Origin of the sequence: Salinigranum marinum (genome assembly GCF_024228675.1) — an archaeon.
Classification (GTDB): domain Archaea; phylum Halobacteriota; class Halobacteria; order Halobacteriales; family Haloferacaceae; genus Salinigranum; species Salinigranum marinum.
The window spans coordinates 181,966-198,007 of record NZ_CP100462.1; the positions used below are offsets into that span (position 1 = coordinate 181,966).

The 16,042-nt window shown below is 67.1% G+C and carries 14 protein-coding genes and 1 pseudogene; 5 read left to right on the forward strand and 10 right to left on the reverse strand.

The window, feature by feature from the left end; genetic code table 11:
• Positions 1–16: 16 nt before the first annotated feature.
• Genes hutH through hutU form a run of 3 tightly spaced genes read right to left on the reverse strand, consistent with a single transcriptional unit; the run spans position 17 to position 3,611 of the window.
• Positions 17–1,591, reverse strand: coding sequence for a histidine ammonia-lyase (hutH, locus tag NKJ07_RS20935; RefSeq protein ID WP_318570858.1), 1,575 nt, complete (start codon positions 1,589–1,591; stop codon positions 17–19).
• Positions 1,584–1,751: a hypothetical protein gene (locus NKJ07_RS20940; RefSeq protein ID WP_318570859.1), complete on the reverse strand. Its 168-nt coding sequence runs from the start codon at positions 1,749–1,751 to the stop codon at positions 1,584–1,586. The genes hutH and NKJ07_RS20940 overlap by 8 nt, the downstream gene beginning before the upstream one ends.
• Positions 1,752–1,799: 48 nt before the next feature.
• On the reverse strand, positions 1,800–3,611 hold the full coding sequence (gene hutU / locus NKJ07_RS20945; RefSeq protein ID WP_318570860.1) for a urocanate hydratase: 1,812 nt from the start codon (positions 3,609–3,611) through the stop codon (positions 1,800–1,802).
• Positions 3,612–3,807: 196 nt separating this feature from the next.
• Here hutU and NKJ07_RS20950 point away from each other — a divergent pair, with 196 nt between their 5' ends.
• Positions 3,808–4,458 (forward strand): helix-turn-helix domain-containing protein, encoded by a 651-nt coding sequence (locus NKJ07_RS20950; protein ID WP_318570861.1) that lies wholly within the window; start codon positions 3,808–3,810, stop codon positions 4,456–4,458.
• 71 nt (positions 4,459–4,529) lie between these two features.
• Complete coding sequence (locus tag NKJ07_RS20955; protein ID WP_318570862.1) at positions 4,530–5,660, forward strand: ABC transporter ATP-binding protein; 1,131 nt, start codon at positions 4,530–4,532, stop codon at positions 5,658–5,660.
• A gap of 71 nt (positions 5,661–5,731) precedes the next feature.
• Here NKJ07_RS20955 and NKJ07_RS20960 read toward each other — a convergent pair whose 3' ends face one another.
• The 4 genes from NKJ07_RS20960 to NKJ07_RS20975 form a co-directional block, all read right to left on the reverse strand.
• Positions 5,732–6,715, reverse strand: coding sequence for a C-terminal binding protein (locus tag NKJ07_RS20960; RefSeq protein ID WP_318570863.1), 984 nt, complete (start codon positions 6,713–6,715; stop codon positions 5,732–5,734).
• A gap of 110 nt (positions 6,716–6,825) precedes the next feature.
• Positions 6,826–7,986 carry a pyridoxal phosphate-dependent aminotransferase gene (locus NKJ07_RS20965; RefSeq protein ID WP_318570864.1) on the reverse strand — a complete coding sequence of 387 codons (1,161 nt, stop codon included), beginning with the start codon at positions 7,984–7,986 and terminating at the stop codon, positions 6,826–6,828.
• A gap of 79 nt (positions 7,987–8,065) precedes the next feature.
• A complete protein-coding gene (locus NKJ07_RS20970) occupies positions 8,066–8,509 on the reverse strand; it encodes a RidA family protein (protein ID WP_318570865.1) in 444 nt (147 codons plus the stop codon).
• Positions 8,510–8,576: 67 nt separating this feature from the next.
• The gene (locus tag NKJ07_RS20975; protein ID WP_318570866.1) at positions 8,577–9,188 is read right to left on the reverse strand and encodes a M20/M25/M40 family metallo-hydrolase; all 612 of its coding nucleotides are present in this window, start codon (positions 9,186–9,188) and stop codon (positions 8,577–8,579) included.
• Between the two features lie 63 nt (positions 9,189–9,251).
• Here NKJ07_RS20975 and NKJ07_RS20980 point away from each other — a divergent pair, with 63 nt between their 5' ends.
• Positions 9,252–10,424 carry an ISH3 family transposase gene (locus tag NKJ07_RS20980; protein WP_318570684.1) on the forward strand — a complete coding sequence of 391 codons (1,173 nt, stop codon included), beginning with the start codon at positions 9,252–9,254 and terminating at the stop codon, positions 10,422–10,424.
• A gap of 179 nt (positions 10,425–10,603) precedes the next feature.
• Here NKJ07_RS20980 and NKJ07_RS20985 read toward each other — a convergent pair.
• A pseudogene (locus NKJ07_RS20985) lies at positions 10,604–11,257 on the reverse strand (M20/M25/M40 family metallo-hydrolase); the annotation flags it as partial.
• A 210-nt stretch (positions 11,258–11,467) separates the two neighbouring features.
• On the opposite strand from NKJ07_RS20985, the gene NKJ07_RS20990 reads away from it, so the two are divergent.
• Positions 11,468–11,977, forward strand: coding sequence for an LUD domain-containing protein (locus NKJ07_RS20990; protein ID WP_318570867.1), 510 nt, complete (start codon positions 11,468–11,470; stop codon positions 11,975–11,977).
• Positions 11,974–14,184: an LUD domain-containing protein gene (locus NKJ07_RS20995; protein ID WP_318570868.1), complete on the forward strand. Its 2,211-nt coding sequence runs from the start codon at positions 11,974–11,976 to the stop codon at positions 14,182–14,184. The genes NKJ07_RS20990 and NKJ07_RS20995 overlap by 4 nt, the downstream gene beginning before the upstream one ends.
• A 52-nt stretch (positions 14,185–14,236) precedes the next feature.
• On the opposite strand, the gene NKJ07_RS21000 is transcribed toward NKJ07_RS20995, so the two are convergent.
• On the reverse strand, positions 14,237–15,046 hold the full coding sequence (locus NKJ07_RS21000; RefSeq protein WP_318570869.1) for an ABC transporter permease: 810 nt from the start codon (positions 15,044–15,046) through the stop codon (positions 14,237–14,239).
• On the reverse strand, positions 15,043–16,002 hold the full coding sequence (locus NKJ07_RS21005; RefSeq protein ID WP_318570870.1) for an ABC transporter permease: 960 nt from the start codon (positions 16,000–16,002) through the stop codon (positions 15,043–15,045). Before NKJ07_RS21005 ends, NKJ07_RS21000 begins: the two co-directional genes overlap by 4 nt.
• Positions 16,003–16,042: the final 40 nt, after the last annotated feature.

Sequence of the window (16,042 nt, forward strand, 5' to 3'; positions counted from 1 at the left end):
CTGTCCCCGAGGTAGTTCACTGGAGCGGCTCGTCCGTGGCGGCCTCGACCCGCTCGAACAGGAGATCGGAGACGATCAGATCGGTGGCCGCGTCGACGTCGGCGTGGACCGGGCGGTCGTCGTCGAGGTACGGGACGGAGTCGCGCACGCAGTCGTACGCGGCTTTCGTTCCCGACCCCGGCGTGTACGCGGGGTCGACGAAGTCGATCGCCTGTGTCGCACACACGAGTTCGGACGCGACGACGCGGAGCGTCCGCTCGACGGCGTCGGCGGCACGCAGGGCGCTCTGTGCGCTCATGCTGACGTGGTCCTCCTGGTTCCCGCTCACGGGGACGTTGTCCATCGACGGTCGTCCCTCCGCGCGGTTCGTACTCACGAGATCGGCAGCGACGTACTGTGTGATCATGTAGCCGGACTGGACGCCCGCGTCGGCGGTGAGAAACGGGGGGAGGTGTTCGGCCTGTACGTTCGGATTGAGGAGGCGGTCGAGCCGGCGTTCACTGATCGACGCGAGTTCGGCGATCGCGCTCGTGACGTAGTCGAGCGGGAGGGCCAGCGGCTCCCCGTGGAAGTTCCCACCCGAGAGCACCGCCGCGTCGTCCGTCCCGCTCGCCCGTGGGTCGACGCGGTCGGCATCGAAGATCAGCGGGTTGTCGGTCGCGCTGTTCAGCTCGACCGTGACGACGTTCCGGAGGTGACGCACCGCGTCGCGGACCGCGCCGTGGACTTGCGGGAGACAGCGGATGGAGTACGCGTCCTGTACCCGGTCACAGTTCCTGTGTGACTGGACGATCTCGGAGTCGGCGGTGAGCGCGCGGACGTTGTCGGCCGCCTCGCGGTGGCCCTGATGCGGTCGAACGTCGTTGATGCGGGGGTGGGACGACGCGGTCGTGCTCATCGTCACCTCGGTCGTCATCGCCCCTGCGACGTCGGCCGCGCGGACGGCGCGCTCCGCGTCGAGGACCACCAGCGCCCCCAGACACGTCGTGAGCTGTGTCCCGTTGATGAGCGCGAGGCCCTCCTTCGCGCCGAGGACGAGCGGGTCGAGATCGACCCGTTCGAGGGCCGCCGCCCCATCCATTCGGTCTCCGTCGACGGTCGCTTCCCCCTCCCCGATGAGCACGAGCGTCATGTGCGCGAGTGGGGCCAGATCACCACTGGCTCCGAGACTGCCCTTCGAGCGGACGACCGGATGGACTCCCTGGTTGAGCAGTTGCACGAGCAGGTCGACGACGCACTCGCGGACGCCCGAGTAGCCCTTCACGAGGGTGTTGACCCGGGCGGTCATCATCGCGCGGACGACGCTCTTCGGTAGCTCCTCGCCGGCCCCGGCGGCGTGGCTCCGGACGAGGTTCCGCTGGACGGCCCCGATCCGGGCTTCCGGGATTCGCTCTTGGACGAGTTCGCCGAACCCCGTGTTGACGCCGTACACCGGCTCGTCCGTCTCCAGGATCGTCTCGATCCGGTCGCGCGACTCGCGCACACTCCGCCGCACCGACTCGGGGACCGTGACGGCTGCTCCGTCCCGGGCGACGGCCTCGATCTGCTCCGGCGTGAGTGTTTCCCCGTCGATCTCCACGACCTCAGGCATCTCGGATCACCTCCCCGGCCTCGATCACCGTCTCGGTCGTTCGCACCTCGGTGTCGGACGGGACGTACTCGAAGCGGGGCACGTCCGCGAGGACGGCGGGCCCGCTCGTCCCGACCCGGACGAGCTGTCGAGCGCCGTTGACGGCCGTCGCGTCCGTCACGGCCGGCCTCCCGTCCGTGTAGACGTGGTGTGAGGCCGTCGGCTCATCTCACCGCTCCCGCTCCCGCGCACGCATCGGAACGTGCACGTCCGAGCGGTCGGCCTCGTCGATGGCCTCCTCGTAGCCGGCGTCCGCGTGCCGGATGACCCCCATTCCGGGATCCGTCGTGAAGACGCGTTTCGCGGTCTCGGCCGCCCGGTCGGTCCCGTCGAGCACCACGTGGTTGTTCGTGTGAAGGGAGTTTCCGATCCCGACGCCGCCGCCGCCGTGGACACTGACGATGTCGGCACCGGCTGCACAGTTCACCAGTGCGTTGAGGATCGGCCAGTCCGCGACCGCGTCCGACCCGTCACGCATCGCCTCAGTCTCACGGTTCGGCGACGCGACCGAGCCCGCGTCGAGGTGGTCGCGAGTGACGACGATCGGTGCGGAGATCTCCCCCTCGTCGACGAGGTCGTTGATCCGCAGGGCGAACCGTGCCCGTTCGGTGAGCCCGTCCTCGTCGGCGGTCTTCCCGCCCTCTGTTCGAGACGCCTCCGGCGGTTCGCTCGTCTCGTAGCCGAGCCAGCAGACGCGCGCGGGGAGGCCCTGAAACTCGACCTGCTCTCGGGCGAGTTCGATCCAGCGGACGAGCCGGTCCTTCTCGGGGAACAGCTCCTTGATCGCCTCGTCGGTCCGGTAGATGTCGGCCTCGTCGCCGGAGAGTGCGAGCCATCGGAACGGTCCCTTCCCCCGGCAGAACATGGGGCGGATGTATGCGGGGACGAAGCCGGGGAAGTCGAACGCGTCGCGCTCCTCGCCGGGCGTTCCGGTGAGCGGCCACGGGTCGTCGGGGTCACGGAAGTCGGCGACCTGGCCGCGGATGTTGTTTCCGTACTCGAAGACGACCGACCCGCGCGCCTGCAACTCGAGGATGCCGTCGACGTGGCGCTCCATCGTCTCGAGACACGCGGTGCGGTAGCCGTCGGGGTCCTCGGCCCGGTAGTCGTCCGCTTCGTCGACCGTGTACCCGCGTGGGTAGTACCCCTCGAACGCGTCGTGTGCCGACGTCTGGTCAGTGACGACGTCGGGGACGAACCCGCGGTCGAGCAGCGCCTCGAACAGCGCCGCGGCGTTCATCTGGACGGCGATACTGTGCGCGTCGCCCGCCGCGGCAGCGTCCTCGGCCGCTCGAATCGCGTCGTCGAGGTCGTCGATCCGCTCTCGACAGTACCCCGTCTCGAGCCGCCGCTCGATGCGGGACTCGTCGACCTCGGCAGCGATGCACACGCCGCCGTTCATCGTCACGGCGAGCGGCTGTGCACCGCCCATCCCACCCAGGCCGGCCGTGACGACGATCCGCCCCTTGAGCGTCCCGTCGAAGTGCTGATTGGCGCACTCGGCCATCGTTTCGTACGTCCCCTGGACGATGCCTTGCGTCCCGATGTACGCCCACGACCCGGCAGTCATCTGCCCGTACATCATCAGGCCTTCCCCCTCTAACTCGTGGAAGTGATCCCAGTCGTCCCACTTCCCGACGAGGTTCGAGTTCGCGATGAGGACCCGGGGGGCTCGCTCGTGTGTCCGGAAACGCCCGACGGGTTTCCCGCTCTGGACCAGGAGGGTCTCGTCGTCGCCGAGGGCCTGCAGTTCGTCGGTGAGCGCGTCGTACGCGTCCCAGCTCCGCGCCGCCCGCCCCGTCCCTCCGTAGACCACGAGGCTCTCCGGCTCCTCTCCCACGTCGGGGTCGAGGTTGTTGTTCAACAGTCGGTACGCGGCCTCCTGCCGCCACCCTTTCGTGTTCAGTTCGGTTCCCTCCGGGGCACCGTCGAGTGACTGCCACCGCTCGCTCGGTGCCTCGTCGCGTGGGTGAGTGAACATCGCTCGTCCGTCTACTAGCGGTTACTCTGGAAGAATCGCGCACCCACATATGGCGGAGGATTTATATACCTCCTCGATCGTCTCTGAACAACAGAACGTTCGAATCCGGACACAGAACCGGCGTCCGAACAATGAATAGAGACTCATGCTCCTCGAACAGACGACAGATGTGTAATTCCAGGCCCCGGTACCGCTGATGTACGAAGCGACGTTCAGGATCGATCACACGAGCCCGTACGCAGACGCCTCGATGGGTGACGACGTTCACGTGGAGATGTGGTGCAACCAGTACTGTGATCTCGTCTACCTGCGTGGTGCCGACATCGACGTCCCGATCGAGACGTTCCGCGACACGATCGGGATCCGCGACATCGTCCACAAGGACGACGAGGCCGTCCTGATCACCGACACCTGCCTGCTCGATTTCCGCGACGACCTCCTCGAAGGGTATCTGCAGCCCCACCACTGCCTCTCGCTCCCGCCGCTGACGTACACGGACGGCTCGCTCCTCGCTCGGGTGCTCGCCCTCACCGAGGAGCAACTCTCCAGCGTCTACCACGACATCAGCGACGACCACCGCGTGACGGTCGAGGCCAAACGCGAGATCAACGCGGTCGCCTCCGACGTGCCCCTCCTCATGCTGGACTCCGCACTCCCCTCTCTCTCGGACGGACAGAAACGCGCGCTCTCGCTGGCCGTCTCGGCGGGCTACTACGAGATCCCGCGCGGCGCGACGACCGGTGAGATCGCCGACGAGATGGGGGTCTCCCGACGAACGTTCGAGGAGCATCTCCGACGCGGAGAGAACAAAATTATCAAGAACCTCTTGGAATACCTGCTCGTATGAAACTACCTACCCCACCACACGGAGGGTCGTCTTATGTCCCGATCGGGCGTCATACCTTCCGACAGTAACCGATGGCGACTGAACAACTAAACGAAGCCGTAGACGAGTCGAGCGAGGCCGTCGTCCGGATCGACGGCGTCACGAAAGAGTACGGAACGCTCCGCGCCGTCGACGACGTTTCGATCCCCATCGAGGAGGGTGAGTTCATCACGATCTTAGGCCCGAGCGGGGCGGGAAAGACGACGCTCTTGCACCTGATCGCCGGCTTCGAGCGGCCGACGGCCGGCGAGATCTACATCGACGACCAACCGGTGTCCAACGAGCCACCGTACGAGCGCGACATCGGCCTCGTTTTCCAGAGTCACGCGCTCTTCCCGCACATGACCGTCGGGGAGAACATCGCGTTCCCGCTGAAGATGCGGCGACAGAACCCCGGCGACATCGACCGGAAGGTCGAGGAGGTCCTCGAACTCGTCCGCCTGCCGATCGACTACGCCGACAAGCCCGTCGACGAGCTCTCCGGCGGCCAACAACAGCGCGTCGCGTTCGCCCGCGCCATCGTCTACGAGCCGACGCTGCTGCTGCTCGACGAGCCGCTGAGCTCGCTCGACAAGAAGCTCCGCGAGGAGATGCGGGCCGAACTGACGCGCATTCACGAGGAGACCGAACTCACGATCGTCCACGTCACGCACAACCAGACCGAAGCGCTCTCGATGGCCGACCGTATCGCGCTCATCCGCGACGGACGCCTGGAGCAGTTCGACTCCGCACAGGACATCTACGCGGCGCCCGAAACGCCGTTTGCGGCCGACTTCATCGGGAACACGACGCTGCTTTACGGCACCGTGACGGACCGTACCGGCGGGACGGCCACGGTCTCGATCGCCGACGGAACGGTCCAGGTCCCCGCGGCGGCCGTCGGCGACGCCTCGGACGTCGTCGTCGCGCTCCGGGCCGAACAGGTGGCCCTCAGCGGCGACCACGACAACGCGTACGCGGCGACGATCGAACAGGTCTCGTTCGAGGGTGACCAGACGCAGTACCACGTCCACGTCCCCGCGTTCGAGACGACCGTTCGGCTCGTCGACCAGCGGACCGACACGCAGGTCCTCTACGAGCGCGGTGCCGACGTCACCGTCGGCTGGGACGTCGACGACGTGTTCGTCTATCCGGACGACGAGCCCGACGCCGCTCGCGACTGAGGCCGTGGGCCGCCCCGCCTCTGGGCGTCGTCGGATCGCCGAGCGATCCTCTCCGACTCACGGCGCGGCGATCACCGACGCAGCGCGTCGGGATTGACGAGGCCGTCGACGGCCTCCCCCTCGTACGCGGCGACGGCGATGTCCGTGCCGCGGTGTCGGAGCGCGTCGGCGGTTCGCGTCGAGTACCAGGCGGCGTGCGGAGTGACGACGACGTCGTCCCGGCCGAGAAGCGGGTTCTCCGCTTCGGGTGGTTCGCTGCGAAGCACGTCGAGGCCGGCACCGCGGAGTCGGTCCGCTTCGAGCGCGTCGAGCAGCGCGTCCTCGTCCACCACGTGGCCACGGGCCGTGTTCACCAGCACTGCGTCGTCGTCGAGCCGGTCGATCGCCGCCGCGTCGATCAGGTTCGCCGTCTCCGGCGTCAGCGGTGTGTGGATCGAGAGGACGTCCGCCTCGGCGAGCAGGGTCTCGAACCCGACGGCGCGGACGCCCGCCGACTCGATCTCCGCATCCGCGACGCCGGGGTCGTACGCACAGACGTCGAAGCCGAGCGCAGTCGCTTTCTCCCCGGTTGCACGCCCTTTGTTTCCGAACGCGAGGAGCCCGAACGTGGTGTCAGAGACCGCCTGCAGGGGGGCGGCGTCCGACCACTCCCACCGACCGTCGGCGACGGCGTCGTCGTACACCGGGAGCCCGCGAACGAACGCGAGTGCGAGCGAGACCGCGTGCGTCGCGACCTCGTCGTTACAGTACGTCGGGACTCGCGTCACGCGGATTCCTCGGCTGGTCGCGGCGTCGACGTCGATCCCGTCGACGCCGGTTGCGTAGCGTGCGATCACCGAACAGCCGGTCGCGTCCATGCTGTCGGCCGACACCCCCGTGTCGTGTGAGAGGAGGACGTCGGCCGGCCCGATCGCCTCGGGGATCTCCTCGTCGGGACAGTCCACCGCGTCGACGACGACGTCCTCCCCGAGCAGCCGCCTGAACCGCGCGCGTTCCACCTCGACGTCCCCGAACCAGTCCGGATCGAGCATCACTACCCGTCGCGTCTCGGTCATACCGAGAGTGACCGGGGCGCGCCGGATATACGTGTCACCTCCGCTTGCGAAACGCCGGCGTCGTCCGCGGGCCTGCTTGACGGCCCGATCGTGGTCGTCCGATCGGCGATTCACGCCGGGCCGAGCAGCCGCTCCAGCCGGTCCATCGCGGTTTCGATCGTCTCCGTGTCGGTCGCGTAGGAGAACCGGACGTGTCCGTCGCCGCCGTCGCCGAACACCGACCCGGGGACGGCCGCGACACCGGCCTCCTCCATGAGGCGGTCGACGAACGCCCGGCTGTCCGGGGTGATCGCCGAGACGTCCGCGAACACGTAGAACGCGCCCCGGGGTCTCCCGGGTTCGACGCCGTCGATCGCCGCGAGTCGATCGAGAATCAGGTCGCGACGGGCCGCGAACGTCCGGTGGATCTCCTCGACGACGTGACGGTTCTCGAGCGCCGCGGTCGCCGCGACCTGCGCGGGCTCGGCCACCGAGGAGATAGTGTGTTCCTGCAGGGTGCTCATCGCGTCGAGGACGCGCGCGGGCGCACTCACACAGCCGACCCGCCAGCCGGTCATGGCGTAGGACTTGGAGAAGCTGTGCACCGTCACGGTGTGTTCGAAGCGAGCGCCGTCGCTCGCCAGCGAGTGGTGTGTCGCCCCGTCGTAGACGAGGTGTTCGTAGGTCTCGTCCGCGATGACCCACAGGCCGTGTTCGGCCGCGACCTCGCCGAGGCTCCGCACTCGCTCCGGGTCGATGACGGCACCGGTCGGGTTCGCCGGGGTGTTCAGGATCACCGCGGTGGTGTCCTCGGTCACCGCGTCGGCGAGGCGCTCGGGAGTCGGGAGGAAGTCGGTGTCGGTCGGGACCGTCACGAGACGCGCGCCCGCACTCGCGACGTGGCCGTGGTAGTTCGGCCAGTACGGTCCGGGGACGAGGACCTCCTCGCCCGGATCGCAGAGCACGTGCACCGCGGTGAACAGCGCACCCATCGCCCCCGGTGTGACGGCGACCTCGGACTCGGGGTCGGCGTCGATCCCGTTCTCGGCAGCGAGCTTCTCGGCGAGTGCGCGGCGCAGGCTCGGCTTGCCCACGGTCGCGGTGTACCGACTCACGCCGGTCCCGATCGCCTCCGAGACGGCGGTGGCGATCGGCTCGGGCGTCGCGAAGTCCGGTTCGCCGATGCTCAGATCGGCCAGGTCGGCGTACGATCGCGCCGCGTCGAACACCTCGCGGATCCCCGACTGCGGCATCCGGCTCGCGACTCCCGAGATTTCGGGTCCCGTATTCATACCGCAACGTGCGCCGCACAGCCAGTAAACGAGGACCCCTCCGCATGGCGGTGAGGACACGCTCGGACCGCTCACGCGCTCAGACCGCTCGGATCACGTCACCGTCGGGCTCGATCGCCTCGACGTCCGCCGCCGTCAGCGGGACCTCGACCTCGATCTCGACGAGGTACGCCTCGTTCGCCAGCTGTTCGTGTCCGAGGACGGTGTGGCAGGGGTACGGCTCGTCGAACGTCTCCCAGTAAACCGTCTTGTAGCCGTCGTAGTAGTGCTCTTTCGGGTCGACGATGTGCGTGGTGACCTTCGCGACGTCGGCGTACGTCTTTCCGATCGTCTCGAGGAGGACGCCGACGTTCTCGTAGGCCTTCCGCGCCTGCGTCTCGATGTCGTCGCCCACCACCGTCGAGTCGGCGTCCATCGCGACTTGCCCCGCCATGTAGAACGTGCCACCGTCGACGATCGCGTGGTTGTAGCCGATCTCGCGGGCGTCTTTCAGCTCTGCCGGGTTGATCGCATACCGGGTCATGTGAAGAGATCCGCCCAGCGCCGACAAAAAACGTCCACCTCCCGATGGCGGGGATTCCCCGCGGGTGTCACCGCGACGCCAGGGACCGAACGGTCTCGCCGAGGACGCCCGTTGCGGCCGCACAGTCGGCCCAGTCCGTCCACTCCCGCGGCGAGTGCGAGATCCCCTCCACCGAGGGAGCGAACAGCAGTACGGCGTCGGTCGCCGCCGCGACGTTCGCCGTGTCGTGCATCGCTGCCGAGTACAGCCGCACCGCGTCGACCCCACGCGTCTCCACCGCGCGAGCCGCGGCCGTCAGACACCGCTCGGCCATCCGCGTCGGCTCGCTGTCGCGGTACCGTTCGAGCGTGGTGTCGACGCCGCGCGTCCGTTCGAGCCGCGCGAGGATCCGCTCGCACCGTTTGACGAGTTCGTCCATGCCCGCGCGTTCGGTGTCCCGGATGTCGAGGTCGAGCCGCACCGCGGCGGGGACGATGTTCCGCACGTTCGGCTCGACGCTGGCCGCACCGGCGGTCGCGACGGCCGCTTCGCTGGCCGTCGAACGCTCCTCGGCGGCCCGTTCGAGATCGAGCACGAAGGCCGCGGCGGCCGCGAACGCGTCCGACCGCTCGTACATCGGCGTCGCCCCGGCGTGGTCGGCTTCTCCCTCGATCGTCACCTCACAGTCGGTAGTTCCCATCACGTCAGCTGATAGCTACGACTGTCGTGGTTAGATTCTCAGGAAGCGTCTGGATGGGTGTTGATGAAGTGTTTATACCATCCAGACACTGTTCTTACGGCCTCTGACCTTGAAATCTTAGCGGAAGGCCTCCTCGCAGAGCTACCGATACCCGGAGTCGAAGGCTGCGGCTTCGACTCCGGGATTATCCGACGGACGCTCCTCCAAGCAGCTGTTGACCAGACCTCGATCAAGGCGGTCACCGACAGCACTCGTGGAACCTACTCCGACGACTACACGCTTGCTCAGCTTCACACCATCCCACCTGAAGAACTCGAAGCCACCGTCAACCTCCTCCTCAGACAACAGGCGACGATGATCCTCGGCCCCGGCCCGAGGATCATCTGTCTTGACTTCGTCGACGTCCACTACCACGGCTGTCCACACCACTCTCCCGGTGAACTCTGTCACACGACGCCCCGCGATGGCACCTCACAGTGCCATCGCTACCTCGCTGGATTCGTCCTCTGTCGGGCGAAACCACTCGTCGTCGCCGTCACTGCTGTTCGTGGAGACGAACCAATAAGCGACGCGGTCGAGCGACTGCTCGACCACGTCGCGGCACTTCCCTTCGATGTCGCCAGTCTCCTCTGTGACCGCGGGTTCTACAACGGGGCGTGCATCCAGCGGTTGCGTGAGACTGCTCCGGTCGTTCTCCCGGTCATCCGACGCGGCCAACGGATGGCCGAGAAACTAGAGACGTCGATCTCCTACTGGACGGAGTACACAATGTACGAGGGAAGCGAGCGGGAACTGCGCTTCCCGCTCGCTGTCTGTGTCTCCTACCGACAGGGCAAGCGGGGGAAGCACGGACTGCTTGTTCGTGCCTACATGGCGTGCGATCTGGCTGATCGCACGCCGAAGGAGGTTGAGGCTCTCTACCGGAAACGATCAGCCATCGAGACAGCCTTTCGAACCATGCGCGAAGCGCGTGCACGCACAACCACGACCGACCCGGTCGTTCGGTTGGTGTTCGTGCTGGTGAGTTTCCTGTTGCGGAATCTGTGGCTGATCGTTCGCTGGGGCGTGCTCGCCACGCCGCGGCGCGGCGGGCGAGCACTACCCGTGTGGTTCCGCTTCGAGGTATTCCGAGCGTGGATCAACCACACGCTCGACGAACTGCTACACCGGAAGTGGGAAGCACCGACCAACGGTGTGGGGATTCCCGCGACGTATGGTCAGCTGGACGCGGGCTGACCGAGCCCGCGTCCAGCGAGTGCCCCTGAAGAGCAGTTGCTAGGCATCGCCATCACATATTCGGCGCTCTCACTGACGTGAGACCGCCTTTCGCTGGCTATTGTCTCCGTACCGAGATCGAACTTGTCGCTTCCGCCGTGGAAAATCAAGTCAGCGTGTAGAACCGATGGGAACTACCGACAGTTCGTGATGCCGGTGATCGACTCCACGACGCCGACGCCAGCGTCGGCCGCCGTCAGCCGCGTCCCCTGTTCGATGTGGAGTTCGGCCCACGCGTCCCATCCGGCGGCCCCGATCTCGGCGTCGCCGTCGAACCCGATCCCTTCGAGGCGTTCGCCGAGCGTGACGCCCTCGTCGTCCGTGAGCTCGAGCGCGTCCGTGGCGTCGAGTCGTCCGGTCGCGACCGACGAGCCGAGCGTGCCGATGCCGAACCGTGCGCCCTCTTCCTCCGTGAAGCAGACGACCTCGACCGGCCGGTCGGGGGCGGCGCCGGCTTCCTGCATCGCGCGGACGCCTTCGAGCGCGCCGTACGTTCCGAGCGGGCCGTCGAAGATGCCCCCGCGCGGGACGGAGTCGAGGTGGCTCCCGAACGCGACGGGGGCCGCGCCGGGGTCGCACTGCGGTGGGGTCCAGCGGCCTGCGATGTTCCCGACGGCGTCGACACGGACGTCGAGGCCGGCGTCCTCGAGCCGTTCGATGAAGTGTTCGCGCGCGCGCCGGTCTGCTTCGCTCCCGGTGAGAACCGTCCGTCCCCGGCCCTCGTCGGCGGCCGTCGCCCCGAAGGTCGCGTTCGTCTCGATGTCGTGTCGGAGCCGCTCCCCGTCGATCTCCATACGCGAACGCAGGACAGCTGGGCGAATAAAGCCCCGACCGCCATTCGGTGGCGGCCGATCGGGCCGACGCTCGATCCGGTCGGGCCGCCCTCCGGCCATCCGGCAGTGTCGTCTCCCGGCCATCCGGTCGGGCCAACCCCCCGGCCGGCTAGCCGACCGGCCGCCACATGGAGTAGGTGACTCTTAGTGGTACAAACCGAACAGGGTACCGTGAGTACATCCGTCACCCAACGATTCGAATCGTCGCTGACCGACATCGGGGTTTCGATAACGCGGACGGAGTCGGAGGCGTTCGCGTCCACGCTCGATTCGGTCGTGACCGAGCCGGCGGTCGGCGTCCCGCTCGAGGGGTACGGTGGTGTTTCGCTCTCCGACACCGTCGTCGAGACGCCGCCGACGCCCCGTCTCCTCCGGACCGCACAGACGGGCGTCACCCCGGTCAGCAAGGCCATCGCGGAGTACGGCACGCTCGTCCTCGACAGCGACGCGGCCGGAACCGAGCCCGTCAGCCTCTACCCGCCGACACACGTCGCGGTCGTCCGCGAGAGCGACGTCCTCCCGGACGTCGAGTCCACCACCGACCACCTCGCCGAACGGTTCGCCGTCGGCGGCTCGTCCGTCTTCGCGAGCGGCGTGAGCGCGACCGGCGACATGGGCGCGCTCGTCGAAGGCGTGCACGGCCCGACCAACGTCGACGTCGTCCTCCTCACCGACCAATGAGCGCACAGGTCGACCGCCGACGCAAGGCGGAACGGATCCGCACGCTCCTCGAAACGGAGGGGGAGACGGTCCAGGAGAACGTCGCGCATCTGAACCAGGGCCGCTACGACGCGATGGAGCGATTCGACGACTTCGAGGCGCTCAGGACGGCGGCTCGCGAGATCAAGGCGGAGGCCATCGAGAACCTCCCGACGCTGATCGAGACGCTCCGCGAGAGCGTCGAGTCGAACGGCGGCACGCTCTATCTCGCCGACGACGCCGCGGACGCGAACCGGTACATCTCGGAGGTCGCGGCGTCGAAGAACGCGGAGACGCTCGTAAAGTCGAAGTCGATGACCACCGAGGAGATCGAGGTCAACGCCGCGCTCGCGGACGTGGGGGTCGAGGTCTGGGAGACCGACCTCGGCGAGTTCGTCCTGCAGGTCGCCGACGAGAGCCCATCGCACCTCATCGGGCCGTCGCTCCACAAGTCGCGCGAGGACGTCGCCGAACTGTTCAACCAGGTCTTCGACCCCGAGGAGCCGTTCGAGACCGCCGAGGAACTCACCACGTTCGCACGGGACTACCTCGGCGAGCGGATCCGCGAGGCCGACATCGGGATGACCGGCGCGAACTTCGTGCTGGCGGACTCGGGAACGATCACGCTCGTCACGAACGAGGGGAACGCGCGGAAATCGGCCGTGACGCCCGACACACACATCGCCGTCACGGGCGTCGAGAAGATCGTCCCGGGCGTCGAGGAGCTCCACCCGTTCGTCGAACTCATCTCGAAGTCGGCGACGGGACAGGACATCTCGCAGTACGTCACGATGCTCACCCCACCGGTGGACTCCCCGACGATCGACTTCGAACGACCCGACGAACCCCTCGGGAGCGGCGACGGCGAACGGGAGTTCCACCTCGTCCTCATCGACAACGGGCGCATGGCGATGCGCGACGACGAACAGCTGAGAGAGACGCTCTACTGCATCCGCTGTGGCGCGTGTGCGAACTCCTGCGGGAACTTCCAGCACGTCGGCGGCCACGCCTTCGGCGGGGAGACCTACACGGGCGGGATCGCGACCGGTTGGGAGACCGGGATCGAGGGCCCCGACGCGGCGAGCGAGTTCAACGACCTCTGTACGGGCTGCTCGCGCTGTGTGAACGCCTGTCCCGTGAAGATCGACATTCCCTGGATCAACACCGTCGTTCGCGACCGGCTGAACCGCGAGACGGCGCCCTCGGAGCTGTCGTTCCTCGTCGAGGGGCTCACGCCCGACGCCGAGGGGAGCCTCAGTGCTCCGAAACGCTTCTTCGGGAACTTCGAGACGCTGGCGAAGCTGGGGAGCGCGACCGCACCGGTCTCGAACTGGCTGGTCGATCTCGCTCCCGTCCGCACGCTGATGGACCGCTACCTCGGCGTCGCGCCCCAGCGGGAGCTCCCCACGTTCCAGCGAGATACGCTCACCGACTGGTTCGAATCGCGACGGCCGCGGCTGCCCAACGCCGACGCCGACCGAACCGTCGTCCTCTACCCCGACACCTACACGAACTACGTCCACACCGAGCGTGGCAAAGCGGCCGTCCGGACGCTGGAGGCGCTCGGCGCACACGTCGAACTCGCCACGCCGATCGAAAGCGGGCGCGCGCCGCTCTCGCAGGGCATGATCGCCACGGCGACCGCCCAGGCGGACGCGGTGGCGACGGACCTCGATCCGTATCTCGCGGCGGAGTTCGACCTCGTCGTCATCGAGCCCTCCGACCTCGCGATGTTCCGCCGCGAGTATCGGAAACTCCTCGACGAGGACGACTACGAACGCATCTCGGAGCACAGCTACGACGTGATGGAGTACGTTTACGGCCTGCTCTCGAACGGGGCGAGCACGGAGCCGCTCGCTTCCCCCGACGCGCCGGTCGCCTACCACAGCCACTGCCAGCAACGGACGCTCGGGGTCGACAGCTACACCGAGGCCGTGCTCGACGAACTCGGCTTCGACGTCGTCACGTCCGACGTCGAGTGTTGCGGGATGGCGGGGAGCTTCGGCTACAAATCGGAGTACTACGAGCTCTCGATGGACGTCGGCGAAGCACTCCACGACCAGTTCACGGACGCGGGCGACAGAACGCTCGTCGCCAGCGGCACGTCTTGTACCGAGCAGCTGACCGAGCTGTTCGCCCGTGACGCGACTCACCCGGTCGAACTCGTGGCACCCGACGGACGCACCTGAGCCGGCGGGACCGGACAGGCCCTCCCGCCCGCCGACGGACCAGCCGCGTCGGTCAGGAGTGGAGGAAGCGTTCGAGGCCGACGAGGCGGTCCGCGACGACGATCGCGGCGACGGCGATGACCACGTAGACGCTCGCGACGGCCGCGATCTGCGGGCTGATGTTCCCGCGGATGGCCCCGTAGATCGCGACTGGGAGCGTCTCCGTCACCGTCGTCGTGATGATGAGACTGACGATGAACTCGTTCAGTGCGAGCATGAACATCAGCAACGCGCCCGAGATGACACCGGGCATCAGTGCCGGGAGGGTCACGTACCTGAACGTCTGTATCTCCTCGGCACCGAGGCTCTGTGCGGCGTCCTCCAGCGTCGGGTCGAACGCGTTGACGCTCGATGCGACGCTCCAGATCATGAACGGGATGTTGATGATCGTCAGCGCGAGACCGACGGCCCACAGGTCGCCGATCCACCCGATCCTCCCGAACAGGATGAGCAGGATGAACCCCGACACGACGAGCGGCACGGTGAACGGCAACAGGAGGTATATCTGAACCCCGTGCTCGAACCTGATGTCGTAGCGGTTCAGCCCGAGTGCGGTCATCACCCCGATCGGGATCGCGATGATCGTACAGAAGGTCGCGACGACGACGCTGTTGACGAACGGGTCGACGTACTGGGACTGCTCGAGGAGCGAGGCGTACCACTTCAGGCTCAGTTCGGTCGGGGGGAACGTGATGATCTGGTTCGACCCGAGCGAGACGATGAGGATGATGAGCGACGGGAGGATCAAGAAGGCGAACTCGAAGAGCGCGAACGCGGTCAGATACGGGTGGTCACCGCCGACGCGCCGGACGAGGCCGGTCATTCCTCGCTCACCTCCACCCCGAGCGTCCCCGTTCCGTACCGCTTGAACACCACGAAGACGAACAGCGACGCGATGGCCACGAGGACGATGCACAGCACGGCCGCGAACGGGTAGTTCAGGGTGCCGAATATCTTGTTGTAGACGAAGTTCGCGGCGAAGCCGAGCGTCCCGCCGCCGAGCAGATCCGGGATCGAGTAGTTGGCCATCGAGAGCGTGAACACGACGATGGTCGCGGCGGTGATGCCCGGACGGGCGAGCGGGAGCACGACGTACCGGAACGTGTTCCACTGGTTCGCCCCGCAGTTCTTCGCCGCGCGCTCTAAGTCGGAGTCGATACTCGCGATCGCGGGCGTCAACATCAGGACCGCGAACGGGATCAGATACTGCAAGAGCCCGACGATGACGGCGACTGGCGTCCCGATGAACGCCACCGGGCCGATCCCGACCGTCCCCAGCGCCCAATTCAGAAGTCCGTTCTTGCCGAGGACGATGAGCCACCCGTACGCCCGGATAATGACCCCGGTGAAGAACGGAACGAACAGCCCGAACAGCAGCACGTACCGGAAGATCGGTCGGTCCGTGCGGACCACCAGATACGCATAGGGGAACGCGAGCGCGACGGTCCCGACGGTGACGACGGCGGAGTACAACAGCGTCCTGAAGAAGACGGTGTGAAACGCCGTCGTGTTCAACAGCCGTTCCCAGTTCGCCAGCGTGTACTGGTAGACGAAGATCTCGATCGAATCGTACGTCAGGAAGCTGTACCACACGAGCAGGCCCATCCCGACGGCGAGAAAGCTGACGAGCAAGAGCCCGGGCGCGATCAGTGCGTATCCGAACCTGTCTGAGAGGGCGGTCGTGTCGACTGGGAGGCGATTTTTGACCGAGATGAGGCCGTCCATCAGATACCACCGCGCGCGCGCCTGACCGTCGTGGAGCTCCTCTCGGATGCTCATCCCTGCCTCACGCCCGTCCCGTGCGTGTCGAACGGTCTCG